Consider the following 18,225-nt stretch of genomic DNA (forward strand, 5'->3'; position numbering starts at 1 on the left):
GAAACACTAAGGCAATCTTAAAATTTCCTTATTGGAAATTTTAAAACCGGCTCTTATTTCTTATCTTTTTATCAGTATTACCTGCATCTATATTTATTTCAATAAAGGCAAACGGTTTAACATGTCTTTAATTCTGATCGCTGTACGAGGCATAGGTTCGGCAATGGTCAGCCCGACAATTTCTTTTTCTACAGCAATATCATTTATTACACGAATAACCTCCTCCATTTTCATTCCCTCCGGGTCTGTCCCTACTGCCGCAACAATTTCCGAAGGATCAAGAACATCCATATCAAAATGAATCAATACTTTAGATGCGCCACAAGTTTTCAGCCAACACTTGACCGCATCGCTATTCTGAGCCACATCTTTTGGAGCAAGATGAGGAATTCCATATTGTTTTTGCCGAACAATAATCTCTTTGCGCTCCCAATTACGTAATCCGACAAACAATATTTTCGATGATGCAATCCGGGAAGGAAGTTCTGCAATAATCTCTTTATCTCCGTATCCCATACATGCCGTAACCGCCATTGCATGATATCCCGAATAAACATCACCGGGCAATGTAATGTCAGGATGTGCATCTATCCAAATAACGGCTACATCATTATCGTATTTTTCAGCAAGATAGGTAAACGGCACAACGCTAACCGAACATTCACCTCCAAGCGTTACTATTTTATCGGGATTGCTAACCCGTAACATACTTAATGCAGCCCTTGTTTGACGGATAATAATATCTTTATCGAGGACTCCATCCTTTTCTTTACGCTCAACAACCTCAGTCGATACGGGAACGACCAACTTTTCCTGACCATTATCCGGTGCAAGAAAATCAAGCAATCGAGCTCCTAAAAAATATCCTCGTGAAGCATCTGCCGGATTCTTTATTTCTGAAATCCATTTGGCAATATTTCCTCCTTGCCACTGCGGATAAATCAGACGAATTACAGATCCCTTTTTTTCCATACCTTATTGTTAAAACCATTTTTCACGAAACTTCCAAACCTGGCCCGAGTAAAATTGAGACAAGCTTTTAGCTATGATGCAAAATTAAACATTCTCAATAACATGAAAAATTTTTACTAAAAAATTACATCTCGATAAACATACAAAAAATATATAAAGATCAAGTTAAATAAGCGTGACACTACTCGGAAGAGAGATAGAAAAAATTATCCAACAATATTATTTAAATAACTGAATGAGTCCACTGCCTACATCAACACTAAGTTTATTTCCTTTGTATCGAAAATAAGGTGCAATTATAGGTACTGTTTGTCCGTTGCGCAACCGGAAATCACAACAACGCTTAACTCCAATATCCATTCCCCAATTAGGATGCATATCGTAAGTAACAAAACCACCATAATTAATAGTTCTGAAAGAAGAAGAAAATATAAGCGAGTACGAAGCAAATGTATTTAATTTAACTTTCTCATTAACAGAGTAAGATAAACTACCGAACAATCCGAACAACAAACTTTCATATCTCGGTATATGCCATTTTACTGCATATGTAAAGATATTTAAAGAACAACGGTTCATAGAATACAATCCAATACCGGCATAATTCATTTGTCCTAAACCGATAAAGTTAATTTGTTTACCCATACCATAAAAACGGCCATACGGATAGTGCTTTATGACACCTGACACGCTGTATTCTCCTTTATGTAAAAAAGACTTATTGGCATAGAACTCCGAACAATAGGAATATCCGTTATTAAATGCAAATTTATTCGAACGAGAGATTCCAAAAAGAAAAGTATCAGCCTTTACATTCATACCCTTTTCAAATATAACACGATCATTACTTAAGCAAAAATTACCTTTTTGAATAACCATTACCGAATCATGCACTCTGACCTCTTGGCTATAAGAACAAACATTGCTAATACCCGGAAAAAGAACCATAATCAAACATATAAATATTTTCCAATACATAAAGAATATATCCATTCAAATTAAACTTTCCGAATCCAAATCCTCAGATAGATCTAAATTTTCACTGAAAAATAGTCAATTATACCTAATGGCAACATCTGACTCTTACTGTAAAACATTCTATTCAATCATCTTTTAAATTGTCGATCCATTGCGTTCGGAGAATTCTACAACCACCCACGACTCCTATACCATTTATAACATTTGTATAAGTAGCCCGTATGGGAGCTAACTCAGAATGCCCCAGTCCATTATTTTTCTGTTCATTTAGCGATTTCAAAAATTTATAAAACTCTTCAGAAAGGCTATATAAAATAACCCGATATTTCGTTTTACAAACAATATGTTCATATCCGTCGGGAGTAATGAAATCATCCTCATAGTCTGCCATATAATAGGTATTTAACCTAAATGTATAGCTTTTACCCTGAATTTTAGTATCATCCCAATAATATAGATTTTGATAAAAATCATTCTCATTCATCAGTATATCATCCAATCCCGAAGAGTTATTCAATAAAGGCTCATCATCCAAATCAAACACTATCGGGCTAATCGATTCTGAATAATTTCCATTACTCCAATACATCTGTTTATACTCAATTCTCATAGCGTAATAATCTTTTGTGCTTGCATCGTCATCGAAATGTATCTGAAACTGAAGTTTATCCATATCAGTTTCTTTTCTAATCAAATCGACCGACTTTAAAGGAAATGGTTTCGGAATAATCGTTGCAGCAGAGACAGTCTTCATACCGTCGGCAGATGCCGTTATATTTATTTTATCCCCATCTTTGTATTTCTTTACCACATAATAACTTTGAGCCGGAATACCCGGTATAGAATCATTCGTCCATGAAAAATGCATTGTCTCATCATTTACCGAAATAAGGACATTCGCAGCTTTCAATCCTTGACTAAGTTCTCCTTTCTGACTAACAGGAAGGCTGCGTGACAAATGTACAATAGTCGTATCGCCACTTCCCGGATAACAATATAGTACCAATTTAGGAGACTCTATAATATCATCCAACTTAAAGTGATATGTGCAAGATGAAAACAGAAATACACAAAAAAATAATATGACAAAATATAAATACCTCATGCGTTTAAAACTTTAATGTGTAACTGAATGAAGGGATTATAGGAAAGATTCCTATCGCCTTGCCTCTGAAACCACCACTCGGTAAACGTTCTATTCGAGTATAAAATGCATTCATCCGGCAATAAGCATTGTAAACACTGATATTCCAAATACGCTCAAATCCTCTTTTTGTTATATGGTGGAAGTTCATACCCAGATCAAGACGATGATATGCCGGCAATGTGATATTGTTCGGCCTTTCATAAATCAGTTCCGGTTCACTCGAACCGGGTACATTCGGAAAAGACGGACCATTCACATACTGAGTAGGAACAGTAGCTCTATCTCCGCTACGATATGCCCATGCGGCATAAATATCTATATGACCGCTGAATTTATGACGGAATAAGAGATTAAATTTATGACGATTGTCAAACTTACTGTAATACCAATCCGGACAAAAATCTTCAAATTTTTGTTTACTCCATGATAATGTATATCCAGCTTCAATAATATTATTCCGGTTTCTATATTCTAAAGACAGTTCCATACCATAAGACTTTCCTTTACCCGTTTTCACCAGATTGTCCCAATTATCGGCCGGAAGCATCAAACTATTTCCTCCATCATATTCAAGCAATTGACTTGTAGTACGATAATACCCCTCTATGTTCAAACTAATATGTAAAGGCAATTCTACATACACTCCGGCAGCAAGTTGTCTTGAATGCATAGGAGGCACTTTTCGTGTAGATGGTACCCAACTATCAGTCGGAAGATTAAGATAAGTATTCGATAATTGATGTGCGAATTGGCTCATCTCAGCATAAGATGCTTTTACAGCAACTCGATCTGCACATTGATAACTCATAGCTACTCTCGGTTCGAAAGAATGATAATATCTCCCATCTGTCTGATAGACCGCATAATGCAAGCCGGCATTGGCTTTTATCCTTTGTGTCAGTCGCATTTCATCTTCAATATAGAAAGAAACTTCACCACCTCTATAACGACTTGCACTTTCCTGCGATATAGTATCAATATCCGAATATTTTTCTGTCAGATTTCGAGACGCTATATTTTGAGGATGATAAATATGGTATAAATAATTATTACCAAAACGGATATGATGATTCACTCCGGGACGATAATCAAACTCTATACGATAACCAATATCATTTATCGAAGAGTGATTGAATCTCTCTCTCCGATTCATATAAATCTGATCCTTATCACTAAAATAGCGATCATCTTCTACATAGTCATACATAGAAGTATTACGTGCATATACAGCGGTAAAATTTCCTGACAATTTAGAAGTGAACTGATAGTTCCAAGCCAAAGCAGCAGTCAAATTCCCCCATGTCACTTTAAAATCTGAATTATAATGTTCCTTATCTGCATTCATAATACTTCCTTCAAAGATCTGCCGAGCTTTCACTTTCAATAAATCATTGCCGGAATATATACTGAGCGACAGTTTGTTCCTATCCGAAAATCGGTGAGTAATTTTCCCGTTGATATCATGAAAGGCATAACGCAAATTCTTCTTGTCTTTAGGATTAGAACGGTTAAGTACAAAAAATATAGGAGCAGTAAAAAGATCTGTCCAACTTCTTCTCATAGCAACATTAAACGATGTCTTGTTTTTTATTATAGGACCTTCAAATTGAATTCTACCATCAAGTAAACCCAGAGAAAAATTCCCATGAAATTCTTTCATGTCTCCCTCTTTGGTACGAACATCAACTACTGAAGATAGCCTGCCTCCATAACGGGCAGGGAAACCACTTTTATAGAAATCTACATTCTTGACAATATCCGTATTAAAGGCCGAAAACAGACCTCCCAAATGGTTAATTTGATAAAGGGGTGTTCCGTCAAGCAAAAAAAGATTCTCATCGTTTTTACCGCCATGCACATACATTCCAGAAAGGAGTTCTGTCCCGGCAGATACACCAGGGATAGTTTGAAGAGTTTTCACAAGATCAGGAGAACTTAATAACGAGAATTCTGCATTCAATTGTTCTGAGGTCAGCGACACTTTTCCTGTTTGTGTCGTATGAAAAGGTGAATTCAAATCTCCTATTACTTCTATTTCGGACAATGAAGCAACACCTTCTTTCATATAAACAATGCCGTTATAATTTGAATTTAAATTCAATTCCTTTATAACATCTTGATAACCTATATAAGAAAAACGTATATTATGTTTCCCTTTCGGCAATGTTATACTGAAGAAACCATGTTCATTACTTAACGTTCCTTTTTTTGTATTCATGTCAAATATCGTCACATTAATGAGTGTTTCTCCATTTTCCTGACATACATATCCAGAAAAAGTATAACTATCTTGGCGGAATAGTAAAACATATTCATCCCGAATTTCCCATTGTATGCCAATACCACTGAATACTCTTTTTAAATTTTCGACTAACGAACTACCTGACAAAGGAGCACTTTTCGGTTTAATATTTGCCAAAGAAGAATCATATACAAAATTTACATGATACATATCTTGCATAGCATCTATGATTTTTTTCATTTCTGTCGTACTTTGTTGGGCATTTATACTCAGGCATGCGTACAATAAAATCACAGTCATTATGAATTTCATCATCTTACCTTTTCAATATTCACGTTCAATACTTTCTCTATGATCTCAATAATCTCATCCAAACTTTTTGATCTAAAATTGGCAGTCAGTCGCTTATTCGGATAGTCAACAGCCAGTCGTACCTTATAATATCTCGATAGCTCGTCAAGTACTACAGATAACGGTGTGTTATCAAATATAAAATTACCTGTCATCGAGCGTTTCATCACTTGCAGTTTATGCTGACCTTTAACGGCCTCCACTGTCATCCCCTCTGTCAATATCAGTGTATCAGGTTGCCCGATAATCGAAAATTGAACTTTTCCTGAGTCAACCCGAATAAACGCCGTATCGATCCGACTTTCATCTATTGTGAAACAAGTACCCAAAACTTTAACTTGAGATAGTTCCCCTTTTACGGTAAACGGACGTGAAATATCATGTTTGACAGAAAATGATACCCTTCCTCTCATTTGTACCTCACGACAAGAAAGCCGATAACTTTCAGAATAAAAACGAATAGAAGAATGAGGGAATAAAATAACGGAAGAACTATCCGGAAGAAGATAAACTACTGAATGAGAATCGGCTGTTACTTCCGTCCATTCTTTTTCCTCATAAAATTGATATTGCATAAAAAGCACTATGAATATTGCGGCCGCAACACCGGTAAATACCCACCAAAAACGTGCGATATTTTTATTACACTCCGATATTTGATGTTTGTCTTTAAAATCTTTTAATGCTTTTTGCGTATCCAATTTATTTTTCTGATAATAATGCAAAACAAAGCGAAGACATTTTTCTTCTAAATTTCCCATACTTTTCAATCTTTATTTCTCGTAACTATGACTGTTACAATAAAAAAATTCACTATAAAGGAATAGTAAAGATTAGTTAAATAAGAAAATATAAATCTTTTGCGCACCTTCGCGTATCAGCCGAAGAGCTTTACTAATATGATTATCTACCGTATTTACAGAAATGTGTAGTCTGTCCGCAATTTCTTTATACTTCATGCCATCACGCTTATTCAGTAAAAATACTTCTCGACAACGTTCTGAAAGAGTATCAATAATCGTCCACATTCGAGCTTCTGCAAGCGAACGTTCTTCTGCCTCTTCATCGGTCAGAATATCTTCCAAATCAAATGGAGAAAGGTTTGTCTCATAAATCGAATTCTCTTTCAGATAATCCAAACTACGATTTCGTACTGTTTTATAAAGGTATGCTTTGACATTCTCTATTTCAACACTATTTATTCTCTCCCATAAAGAAAAGAAACTATCTTGCACTATATCTTCAGAAATATCAGTATTATGAACATAATGTAATGCATATAAACATAATGGACGATAATAGCATTTAAATATTTTGTCAATATCTATTGCAGATTTATTCATACAAATGAATTTATATATTCAACTATTCTATTATTTAGGGACTCAAAATAAAAGAAAGTTCACTATCCATTATTGTTAAACAAATTAAAGACATATCATTTTTTATTGAGAATATTTCTATATCCTATGAAATTTTCATTCTCTATGATATTACAACGACCATACAAAAAATTCTACTATACATTTTTACAAGAAACCATATACAAAAAAAATTTTCGAAAAATATTCCGATATAAACAAGTCTATTATCTAATAATTAAATTAACAATGATCTATCGAGAAGAAAATAAAAGAATCAAATTTTCAAAATACTATTTAGAAGTTTATATCTTGAATCCTATTTTAGGGAAGAATGTATATAAAAAAGAAAAGGTTGTCATCTCGACAACCAATCTTCGTTAACCTTAAATCTAATACCATGAAAAACACATTGCAAATGTACGAACATTATTTATATATGCAATACTGTTATTCTACAAAATGCGATATATTAACTACAATTAACTAATAATATATCCACAAAGCTTTTACAAAACTTTTTTTTACAAAAATTTCTCCCTTTATCCAATATATTAAGCCATCCGATTTTTATAATCGTCATAAGTATAGGTACGCCATATTTTCAATTCTTCATCCTTTGTCCATAATGCTAACGCCGGATGTGGAATGCCGTTGAACATATTCGTTTTGACAATTGTATAATGAATCATATCCTCAAACACGATCTTATCACCTACTTTCAATTCTTTATCGAACGACCAATCTCCCATATAATCTCCACTCAAGCAAGAATTTCCTCCTAAACGATATGTCGGTTTTCCCGGAACAGGATCTGTCGCTCCACGAACGACCGGTTTATACGGCATCTCCAAGCAATCAGGCATGTGACACGTAAATGAAACATCCAAAATTGCGGTTTTTATTCCGTGATTTTCAACAATATCTACAACAGAAGAGACCAAAATCCCGGTCTGCCAAGCAAATGCACTACCCGGTTCCATAATAATTTCCAAATTGGGATGTCGTTCTTTGAAAGCTTTCAATACACCTATCAAATGCTCTACATTATAATCCTTTCGAGTCATTAGATGTCCGCCCCCCATATTCAACCATTTAACCTGTGACAGTAAATGTCCGAATTTTTTTTCTACCTGTTCCAATGTTTTTTCTAAATCATACGATGACGATTCACAAAGTGTATGAAAATGCAAACCTTCGACTCCCTGCGGCAATACGTCACCTAATATAGAAGCTACAATTCCCAATCGAGAACCGGGAGCACACGGATTATAAAGATCTGTCTCTACATCCGAATATTCAGGATTGATGCGTAATCCGCAAGATATTTTATTCCCGGCAACTAAAATTTGAGGATAAAAATGCTGAAACTGGCTGAGAGAATTGAATGTTATATGACTGCTATAACTCATAATAGCCGGAAAATCGGCATCGGTATATGCCGGAGAATAAGTATGAGCAGGACTTCCCATTTCTTCATAAGCCAACCGGGCTTCGAATACGGAACTTGCCGTTGAATACGGAATATATTCCCGTACAATGGGAAATGCTTTCCATAAAGCAAACGCCTTAAACGCCAATATGATGTTTACTCCCGCACGTTCTTTAACCGAACGGATCAGTTCTAAATTTTTACGAAACAACGCCTCGTCCAACACGTAACAAGGCGAGGGTATTTTTTCTATATCCATAATCTTATTTTCTATCATTCAACTACGGTAAACTTCGCGAATTTAAGCAGTAATTGTTTCTTACCGACATTTTCAAATTCAACTCCGATTTTAGCATTATCTCCATCTCCTGAAATATCGATAACCTCTCCTTGTCCGAAACGGTCATGCCGGATAATATTTCCTACCCGTATATTCCCGATCTGTTTCAATGTACTCGATGACTCTTTGGAAACAGCTTGTTCCATTCGTGTAAGCGGTCTATACTGCTCTGAATTGTAAGGGACAGATTTTCTGACTTTCGAGTTCACAGAATTCATCAATCCGCCCGACCATTGACGACTACGTACACGACCGAATATATTTCCGGACGAGAAACGATCCACCTCCCGTCTTTCCGGTCTTTCATCGCCATTGAGGGCAGAAGGCAAAGATAAATATCGAGGATCCATATCTTTAAGAAAACGGCTGGGAGGCATGGCTGTAGGACTTCCGTTGCGATAACGAGTACCCGCATACGAAAGTATGCAATTTTTTTCCGCACGGGTAATCGCGACATAAAGCAGCCGTCTCTCCTCTTCTATTTCCCGTTCACTACTCTTACACATCGCCGACGGAAAGAGGTCTTCTTCAAGACCTACGACAAACACATTCGTAAATTCAAGACCTTTTGATGCGTGAACGGTCATCATCGTAACCTTATCGCTATTTTCCTCTTTATCATTATCCTGATCGGTGGCCAAAGATATTTCATTCAAAAAATCGATTAATGAAACCGATTCGTTTCCTTCTTCTTCACGTAAAGAACAAAACTCCTGCACTCCATTCATCAACTCCTGCAAATTTTCCTGACGGCTCAAGTTCTCCGGAGTACGGTCAGAAAATACCGCTGCAAAAATTCCCGACTGTTTGACTATCTGCTCTGCCAAATCAAAAGCATTTTTCTCCTCTGCTGCCTCCCTGAAAGAGTCGATCAACTCTTTGAAATTTTTCAACTTGTCCAATGTGCCATTATTAACAGAAAGGGCATAAGCGAGAGGATCAGAGACAACCTGCCACAAACTTACGCTATGCTTCGTGGCACATTCACCTATTTTGCGAAGAGTAGTATCTCCTATTCCCCGAGAAGGATAATTGATAATCCGCTTCAAAGCTTCCTCATCATGCGGATTGACTGTCATACGAAAATAGGCGACAATATCTTTAATCTCTTTTCTTTGATAGAATGATAATCCCCCGTATATTTTATAAGGAATATTTTTCTTCCGCAATGCTTCTTCAAAAATTCGGGATTGTGCGTTTGTCCGGTAAAGAATAGCAAAATCGCTATACGAAAATCCCGAAATGGCACGCATTTCGGAAATACGGTTCGCCACCATATATCCCTCTTCAAAATCGGAATACGCATTCAACACAGCAACTTTACTCCCCTCGTCATTATCCGAAAATACATGTTTGGGAATCTGTTCTTTATTTTTTTCGATCAAGCTGTTTGCAGCAGCTACGATCATGCGTGTAGAACGATAATTCTGTTCTAATTTAAAAGTCCGACAACCTGGATAATCTGTCCGCAAATTTAAAATATTGCTGATATTCGCTCCCCGAAACGAATAAATACTTTGCGCATCATCTCCTACTACACATATATGATTGTGATCTTTTGCCAATTGGTGCACAATGAGATGCTGTGCAAAATTGGTGTCTTGGTATTCATCTACCAAGATAAACCGAAATATATTCCTGTAATGATCCCGAACATCGGGATGATCCCGAAACAGAATATTGGTATAAAGCAGTAAATCATCAAAATCCATCGCCCCCGCACGAGCACAACGATTCCAATATTCTGCATATATATCTTTTATAAGCGGTTTTTTAGAACGAATATCCGCTTCTATCAACTCTTTTGAAGCTGCATAAGCAACGGGAGTAATCAAGGCGTTCTTTGCATTTGAGATAATAGCTTGAACCGTTGCCGGCTTATAAAGCTTGTCATCCAAAGCTTTCTCTTTTATAATAGCTTTTATCAAACTTTTAGAATCGGCACTATCATAAATTGTAAATTTAGAATCAAAACCGATACGATCGGCATAGGTCCGCAAAATCCGCAAAAACACCGAATGAAAAGTGCCCATCCACAAACGGGATGCAGTATCTTCCCCTACTATTCGGGAAATACGCTCTTTCATCTCCCGTGCCGCTTTATTGGTAAAAGTCAATGCTAATATATTATAAGGAGCATAGCCTGTTTGCAACAGATATGCAATTTTATAGGTAAGTACACGGGTTTTACCCGATCCTGCACCGGCAATAACAAGTGAAGGACCATCATTGTATAAAACAGCTTCCCGCTGACTTGGATTAAGATCTTTCAAAAACTCTTCCACACTATACATTCTTTTATGCAAATGTAATTATTTTTTTTCCGTTTCACAGAACTTTTACCGACAACGGCTGTTTATTAAATAAAGCAAATAAAAAAGGGCTTTTCCAACAATATAATAATACTGTCTAAAAGAGCTTTAAGATTTTATTTGCAAAAAAAGATTAAAAAACCAACAATTACAGAACTTTTCTGCTGTTAGTTTGTTTTACTAATAAACAGCGATAAAAAAATAGAATTATGAAATACGAATTGCCCAAATTACCATACGAATATGATGCATTAGAACCTGCTATCAGTAAAAAAACAATAGAGTTTCATTATGGCAAACATGAACAGACTTATATTAATAATCTGAATAATCTGACTAAGGATACACCTTATGAAGATACACCGATCGAAACAATTATCAAAGAAGCTGACGGAGCTTTATTCAACAACGCATCTCAAGCATGGAATCATATATTTTACTTTTTCAGTTTTACTCCGCACAAAAGCGAAGGACCTAAAGGTGCTTTAGCAAAGGCAATCGATGAAAAATGGGGTTCTTTTGAAGCTTTCAAAAAAGCTTTTGTCGATGCAGGAGTCGCCCAATTCGGATCAGGTTGGGTATGGCTGGTAAAAGATAAAGATGGCAAGCTGGACATCATTAAAGAAGGAAATGCCGGCAATCCGATGACAAAAGGATATACACCGCTTCTCACTTTCGATGTCTGGGAACATGCCTATTACCTCGACTACCAAAATCGAAGAGCCGATCATTTGAATGGTCTATGGGATATCATCGATTGGAAAGTAGTTGAAGAGAGGTATTGATTAATTCGCACTTTTCAAATAGTCGCGCGTGATGCGTAACTTTTCTAGCACTTTAAAATAAGCATAATGTGATGAATTCTAAAAGAGAGGAATACTACGTGAGTAGTCCCTCTCTTTGCTTTTTTATATATACCTCATTTCGACACAAAACTAAAAAACGCCATCGAAAACAAGTATCAAAAAACATTCGTACAAAATCGAGATAGGTTATAAACAGATTCTATCATTTCACCGAAAAATTATTTTTTGATCGATTTGTTTATCAATATTGAATTATCCTTTCTTTTTGTTTGATTTTTTAATTATTATTTGTTCCTTTGTTTCAAGATTCTTTTGTTTGAGATAATTTTACAAAAAACATCAGATAAAAAAGTCAACTAATAATACCATAACTAAAACTCTTATTATGGATACGAAAAAATTTTTATTACAAGAAAACGACATCCCCAGAGCGTGGTATAACATAGTGGCGGACATGAAAAACAAACCCATGCCACCTCTTCATCCCGGAACAAAAAAACCGCTGCAACCGGAAGATCTCTATCCGATTTTTGCAAAAGAATTGGTTCATCAGGAACTAAATACAACCGATGCATGGATAGAAATACCCGATGAAATACGGGATATGTATAAAGTCTGGCGTCCTACTCCACTAGTACGTGCCTACGGATTAGAAAAAGCTTTAGATACACCTGCACATATTTATTTCAAAAACGAAAGTGTAAGTCCTATCGGTTCACACAAACTGAACTCGGCGATAGCTCAAGCTTATTTCTGTAAAAAAGAAGGTGTAACCAATATTACTACCGAGACAGGAGCAGGACAATGGGGAGCTGCACTTTCTTATGCTGCCAAAACATTCGGACTCGAACTGGCCGTATATATGGTAAAGGTCAGCTATCATCAAAAGCCTTATCGCCGTTCTATCATGCAAACATTCGGTGCACAGGTAATTGCATCCCCAAGTATGTCAACAAAGGCTGGACGTAAAATACTGACCGATCACCCTAACTATCAGGGCAGTTTGGGTACTGCTATTTCAGAAGCAATCGAATTAGCTCTGCAAACCCCGAATTGCAAATATACGTTGGGAAGCGTTTTAAACCACGTTATGCTACACCAGACCGTGATAGGTCTCGAAGCCGAAAAGCAAATGGAAATGGCAGGTGAATATCCCGACATCGTCATAGGTTGCTTCGGAGGAGGTTCTAATTTTTCCGGAATATCTTTTCCTTTCTTACGTCATAAACTGACAGAAGGTAGAGATATACGAATTATTGCCGCCGAGCCGGCTTCCTGTCCTAAACTGACACGCGGCAGATTCCAATACGACTTCGGAGATGAAGCGGGATATACCCCGTTACTCCCGATGTACACACTCGGGCATAACTTCGCACCTGCAAATATACATGCCGGAGGCCTTCGTTATCATGGTGCCGGATCGATTGTCAGCCAATTGAAAAAAGATAATCTCATGGAAGCTGTAGATATCAAGCAATTAGATACATTCGAGGCGGCAACGCTTTTTGCTCGTACCGAAGGTATTATTCCTGCACCCGAATCATCTCACGCTATTGCCGCAGCAATACAAGAAGCACAGAAAGCTAAAGAATCAGGAGAAAAGAAAACAATATTGTTCAACCTTTCGGGACACGGACTCATCGATATGGCGGCTTATGATCAATATTTCTCAGGAGACCTTATAAATTGCGAAGTAACGGACGAAGATGTAGCAAAAAATCTTGAAGAGATAAAAGACATCATTTAAAATCCTGTCGTAAATTTTCCGACAAAATATTATTAGGTCATTTTTGTGTTTGCTTCCGGTCTTTTTTCCCGTTTTCACTCATCAGATAGCCCGCTATCCTTCTTGTAAAAACAGAAAAATATCCTTGAAAAGAATTCTCAAAACTGACGCGAATAAAATTTAGACAAGTCCTAAGATTTGATTAAAATAAACAGGAAACTCCGGTAATAATTATAATATTTTTACCGGAGTATTTTTTGTAATTAAAAAGCCGGAATCTTGGCAAAATCCCGGCTTGATTCATATAAATAAAATTACTTACCAAATTGTTACTCTATCTTCAGGTTTCATATACATCGGATCTTTTTCTGTAATTCCAAAAGCCTGAAAAAAGCTTTCCAAATTACGTAATGCAGCATTCACACGCCATTTGCCTAAAGAATGAGGATCGATCTTAGTCAATCGCAATATCTCCTCATCCCGGATATTCTGCGCCCATAATCCTGCGTAAGCCAAATAAAAACGTTGGTCGGGAGTAAATCCGTCGATCGGTTTCAAATCCTGTCCCTTCGTCGCATTTTTAAATGCAGTATAAGAGACCCGCAATCCTCCATGATCAGCAATATTCTCTCCCAATGTGAAACGTCCGTTTGCATGTACTGTATCCAGGACAATAATACTGCTGTATTGATCAGCCAATTTGTCCGCTCTCAAATTGAACTGCTTCGCATCTTCTGCCGTCCACCAATCTTTCAGATTTCCATCTTTATCATATTGACGACCCTGATCATCAAACCCATGAGTCATTTCATGCCCGATTACAACACCTATACCTCCATAATTCACAGCATCATCGGCATCCATATAAAAGAACGGCGGCTGCAAGATACCGGCCGGGAAACAGATTTCGTTCGTAGTCGGATTATAATAAGCATTTACTGTCTGCGGACTCATCAACCAACGGGTTTTATCGACCGGTTTATTTACATCGCTCAACATATAATCAGACTCGAATATAGCAGCTTCTCGAACATTATCCCAATATGATTTTTTCGGGTCGATCGTTAATTCGGAATAATCACGCCATTTATCGGGATAACCGATCTTTACATAAAAAGCAGCAAGTTTTTCTTTTGCCTTAGCCTTAGTCTCTGCGCTCATCCATTCCAAACTATCGATATGCTCACCTAACGAAATTCGTAAATTTTCTACCAATTTAAGCATCCGTTCTTTTGCTTCAGGCGGAAAATATTTTGCGACATACATCTCACCCAACGCTTCGCCCAACGCTCCGTCCGTTACACTCAACGAACGCTTCCAACGAGGTTTTAATTCTTGTTGCCCGGAAAGAACCTTACCGTAAAAATCAAAACGCGCCTGAACAAAATCATCACTCAAATAAGACGAAGCCGTATTTATTTGCTTAAAAATCAAATAATCCCGGATTTCTTCAGAAGTCAAACCTCCAACTAAAGCATCCATACCTTTTATAAAAGGTAACTGATTAGGGTTGATTTCGTTTAAAGAGTCCAAACCCAAAGCAGAAAAATAAGATTTCCAATCAAAACCGTTCATTTGCTTTAGAAAATCCGTCATCGCCATTTTATTATAATTTTTCAACGGATTCCGAGTTTCTTCACGAGAAAATGCAACCTTAGCCAATGCCGTTTCTATATTCATAACATTCTTTTCGGTAACAGCAGCTTTCTCTGCAGAATAACCAGCCAACGTAAACAGCTTATTTATATATTTTTTATATGCATCCCGAATTTTTATGTTAGCGCTGTCTTCGGACAGATAATAATCACGGTCTCCCATACTCATGCCGCCCTGATATAAATTAACAATGTTCATCGAACTGTTTTTTTCATCAGCACCTACATATAATTGAAAGAAAGGAGATGATCCTTCTTTATGCATTTGAGCAACGAGAGATGCAAAAGCAGCTTTATCATCCAAAGAAGCTATATTTTTCAAAGCCTCCGAAATAGGAGAAACGCCTTCTTTATTAAGACGAACGCTGTCTAACCCCATTTTATATAAATCACCGACTTTTTGAGCAACCGAACCCGGTTCGTTTTCAGCTTTCTCCAACTCATCTATCAACTCACGCATCTGTTTTTGATTGTTTTCGGCCAAAACATCAAATGAACCATAACGCGCATATTCAGGTTTCAACGGATTTTTTTTAATCCATCCTCCACAAGCATACTCATAAAAGTCTTCTCCACAAGCTACTGTCGTATCCATATTAGACGGATCAATAGCCAAACTTTTCTCCGCCCCAGGCTTAGGAGCACAACCGGTAGCCAAAGCCCCGGCAACCAAAGGTAAAATCAATAATTGTTTCATTATTATTTAATTATTACGTTTATAAATCTTGTAACCGCAACTTTTCAAGTTGCTCACTGTGTTCTGTCCAATTCTCCATAACTTCATCCAAAGCCTTTTTCAATGCTCCATGTTTCTCATAAAGCTGTATATCAGAAGCTCCCTCAGGAGAAGCCAAATGCTCTTCAACAGACTGTATTTCCGCCTCTATCTGTTCAACCCGTTTTTCATTATCCGCAATGGCTTTTTCCAATCTTTTTATCTGGCGTTGCAATTCTTTCCGTTCTTCATACGACAACTTCGTCTCCGAAATTTCCTTATCTCCGGAATTATTAGAGACAGATTTCGAACTAACGTTATTATTACGCTCCAAGTCCTGTAGTGTTTCCATTTTTTTCCGTTGCAGAAAATCGTAAATGCCACCCAGATGCTCCTTTATTCTCTTATTCCCGAACTCATAGACCTTATCAACTAAACCGTCTAAAAATTCCCTGTCATGAGAGACTACAATTACTGTGCCGTTAAAATCTTTTATCGCCTGTTTCAAAATGTCCTTGGTCTTCATATCTAAATGATTGGTAGGCTCATCAAGAATCAGAAGATTCACCGGTTCAAGCAAAAGTCGGATCATGGCCAGCCGAGTCTTTTCCCCTCCCGACAAGACTTTTACTTTTTTATCGGATGCTTCGCCCCCAAACATAAAAGCTCCTAAAATATCCCGTATTTTGGTACGTATATCCCCTACGGCCACACGATCTATCGTATCGAAAACCGTCAGATTTTCATCTAACAACTGTGCTTGATTTTGTGCAAAATACCCGATTTTGACATTATGACCGATTTTCAATGTTCCGTCATAGTCGATCTCTCCCATTATGCACTTTACCAATGTCGATTTTCCTTCCCCGTTTTTTCCGACAAAAGCCACTTTTTCACCCCTCCGGATCGTAAAATCAGCATTCGCAAACACAACATGATTGCCATAGGTCTTACCTACTCCTTGCGCTATAACCGGAAAGTCTCCGGAACGAGGTGCTGGAGGGAACTTTAAATTAAGACGAGAGGTATCGACTTCATCAACCTCGATTCGATCTATTTTTTCCAACTGTTTAATACGAGATTGCACTTGAACGGCCTTTGTCGCTTTATACCTGAAACGTTCGATAAAAGCTTCCGTATCTTGTATTTGCTTCTGCTGATTTTCAAAAGCCCGTTGCTGCTGTTCTAAACGTTCGGCTCGTAACTGAACATATTTGGAATAATTTACTTTATAATCATAGATGCGACCTAATGAAATTTCTATGGTGCGAGTTGTCACCGCATCTATAAATGCTCGGTCGTGAGAGACCAGCACTACGGCATTCGCTCTTGTCGCCAAAAAATTTTCCAACCACTGAATCGATTCTATATCCAAATGATTGGTGGGTTCATCAAGCAACAGCACATCCGGACGCTGCAAAAGCAATTTCGCCAATTCGATACGCATGCGCCATCCTCCGCTGAATTCAGATGTCGGGCGATCGAAATCTTCTCTGACGAATCCCAATCCCATTAATGTTTTCTCTATTTCCGCCTGATAATTTGCAGCACCGATCATCGTTAACTGCTCATTCGCATCTGTAACCCGCTCTATCAAATCATGATAATCCTGACTATCATAATCGGTTCGATTCGACAATTCCCGGTTCATACGGTCGATACGAGACTGAAGTTCAAATATATGAGCAAAGGCTTGTTCTGCCTCTTTCATTACCGTACGCGAATCGGATATTTGCATCTGCTGGGGCAAATATCCGATCGTCATATCTTTAGGAATATTCACCGTCCCCGATGTTGGCTGTTGCAATCCGGCGATAATTTTCAACATGGTAGATTTTCCTGCACCGTTCTTCCCGACCAGAGCTATTCGATCTTTTTTATTTATTACATAGGTTATATCATCAAAAAGCGGATTTCCGCCAAATTCCACCGATAACCCTTCTATTGAAATCATAACTGGTTATAATTACTTTATGAAAGTGCAAATGTAAAAAAAAACGTCCACTACAACGAATTTTAAATCATCGAATCTTTATAAGCATATCTCTATAAAATGAGCGTTCAAATCTTAATACGGTAACTTACACAAAGAAATTCAACAATATCGAACAACAGGCTAATCCTTAAAAACAGCAAAAGGGGCTGTCCAAAAAGTCGGATAGCCCCTTTTGCTATTGTTTATTTCGGT

The 18,225-nt window shown here is 37.3% G+C and carries 12 protein-coding genes; 2 read left to right on the plus strand and 10 right to left on the minus strand.

Annotation, left to right across the window (positions count from 1 at the left end; genetic code table 11):
* Positions 1–93 precede the first annotated feature (93 nt).
* The 8 genes from AC0UMU_RS10710 to AC0UMU_RS10745 form a co-directional block, all read right to left on the minus strand.
* Positions 94–972: an arginase family protein gene (locus AC0UMU_RS10710; RefSeq protein ID WP_288639923.1), complete on the minus strand. Its 879-nt coding sequence runs from the start codon at positions 970–972 to the stop codon at positions 94–96.
* Positions 973–1,191: 219 nt separating this feature from the next.
* Positions 1,192–1,965, minus strand: coding sequence for a hypothetical protein (locus tag AC0UMU_RS10715; RefSeq protein WP_288639921.1), 774 nt, complete (start codon positions 1,963–1,965; stop codon positions 1,192–1,194).
* Positions 1,966–2,074: 109 nt separating this feature from the next.
* Positions 2,075–2,983 (minus strand): DUF4249 domain-containing protein, encoded by a 909-nt coding sequence (locus tag AC0UMU_RS10720; RefSeq protein WP_022599390.1) that lies wholly within the window; start codon positions 2,981–2,983, stop codon positions 2,075–2,077.
* 76 nt (positions 2,984–3,059) lie between these two features.
* On the minus strand, positions 3,060–5,651 hold the full coding sequence (locus AC0UMU_RS10725) for a TonB-dependent receptor (RefSeq protein WP_288639966.1): 2,592 nt from the start codon (positions 5,649–5,651) through the stop codon (positions 3,060–3,062).
* Positions 5,651–6,451 (minus strand): FecR family protein, encoded by an 801-nt coding sequence (locus AC0UMU_RS10730; protein ID WP_022389733.1) that lies wholly within the window; start codon positions 6,449–6,451, stop codon positions 5,651–5,653. The genes AC0UMU_RS10725 and AC0UMU_RS10730 overlap by 1 nt, the downstream gene beginning before the upstream one ends.
* A gap of 72 nt (positions 6,452–6,523) precedes the next feature.
* Positions 6,524–7,033 (minus strand): RNA polymerase sigma-70 factor, encoded by a 510-nt coding sequence (locus tag AC0UMU_RS10735; RefSeq protein ID WP_009316848.1) that lies wholly within the window; start codon positions 7,031–7,033, stop codon positions 6,524–6,526.
* Between the two features lie 572 nt (positions 7,034–7,605).
* Positions 7,606–8,745 carry a carboxynorspermidine decarboxylase gene (gene nspC, locus AC0UMU_RS10740; RefSeq protein WP_288639965.1) on the minus strand — a complete coding sequence of 380 codons (1,140 nt, stop codon included), beginning with the start codon at positions 8,743–8,745 and terminating at the stop codon, positions 7,606–7,608.
* Between the two features lie 11 nt (positions 8,746–8,756).
* Positions 8,757–11,117 (minus strand): ATP-dependent helicase, encoded by a 2,361-nt coding sequence (locus tag AC0UMU_RS10745; protein ID WP_288639919.1) that lies wholly within the window; start codon positions 11,115–11,117, stop codon positions 8,757–8,759.
* A gap of 227 nt (positions 11,118–11,344) precedes the next feature.
* Between AC0UMU_RS10745 and AC0UMU_RS10750 the strand changes: the two genes are divergently transcribed.
* Positions 11,345–11,920 (plus strand): superoxide dismutase, encoded by a 576-nt coding sequence (locus AC0UMU_RS10750; RefSeq protein WP_288639917.1) that lies wholly within the window; start codon positions 11,345–11,347, stop codon positions 11,918–11,920.
* A 406-nt stretch (positions 11,921–12,326) separates the two neighbouring features.
* Positions 12,327–13,688 (plus strand): TrpB-like pyridoxal phosphate-dependent enzyme, encoded by a 1,362-nt coding sequence (locus tag AC0UMU_RS10755; protein WP_009316843.1) that lies wholly within the window; start codon positions 12,327–12,329, stop codon positions 13,686–13,688.
* A gap of 297 nt (positions 13,689–13,985) precedes the next feature.
* Here AC0UMU_RS10755 and AC0UMU_RS10760 read toward each other — a convergent pair whose 3' ends face one another.
* Entirely contained in the window at positions 13,986–16,019 is a 2,034-nt protein-coding gene (locus tag AC0UMU_RS10760) for a M13 family metallopeptidase (RefSeq protein WP_288639914.1), read from the minus strand.
* 19 nt (positions 16,020–16,038) lie between these two features.
* A complete protein-coding gene (locus AC0UMU_RS10765; RefSeq protein ID WP_278714575.1) occupies positions 16,039–17,991 on the minus strand; it encodes an ABC-F family ATP-binding cassette domain-containing protein in 1,953 nt (650 codons plus the stop codon).
* Between the last annotated feature and the right edge of the window lie 234 nt (positions 17,992–18,225).

This window comes from Coprobacter fastidiosus, from assembly GCF_982245605.1.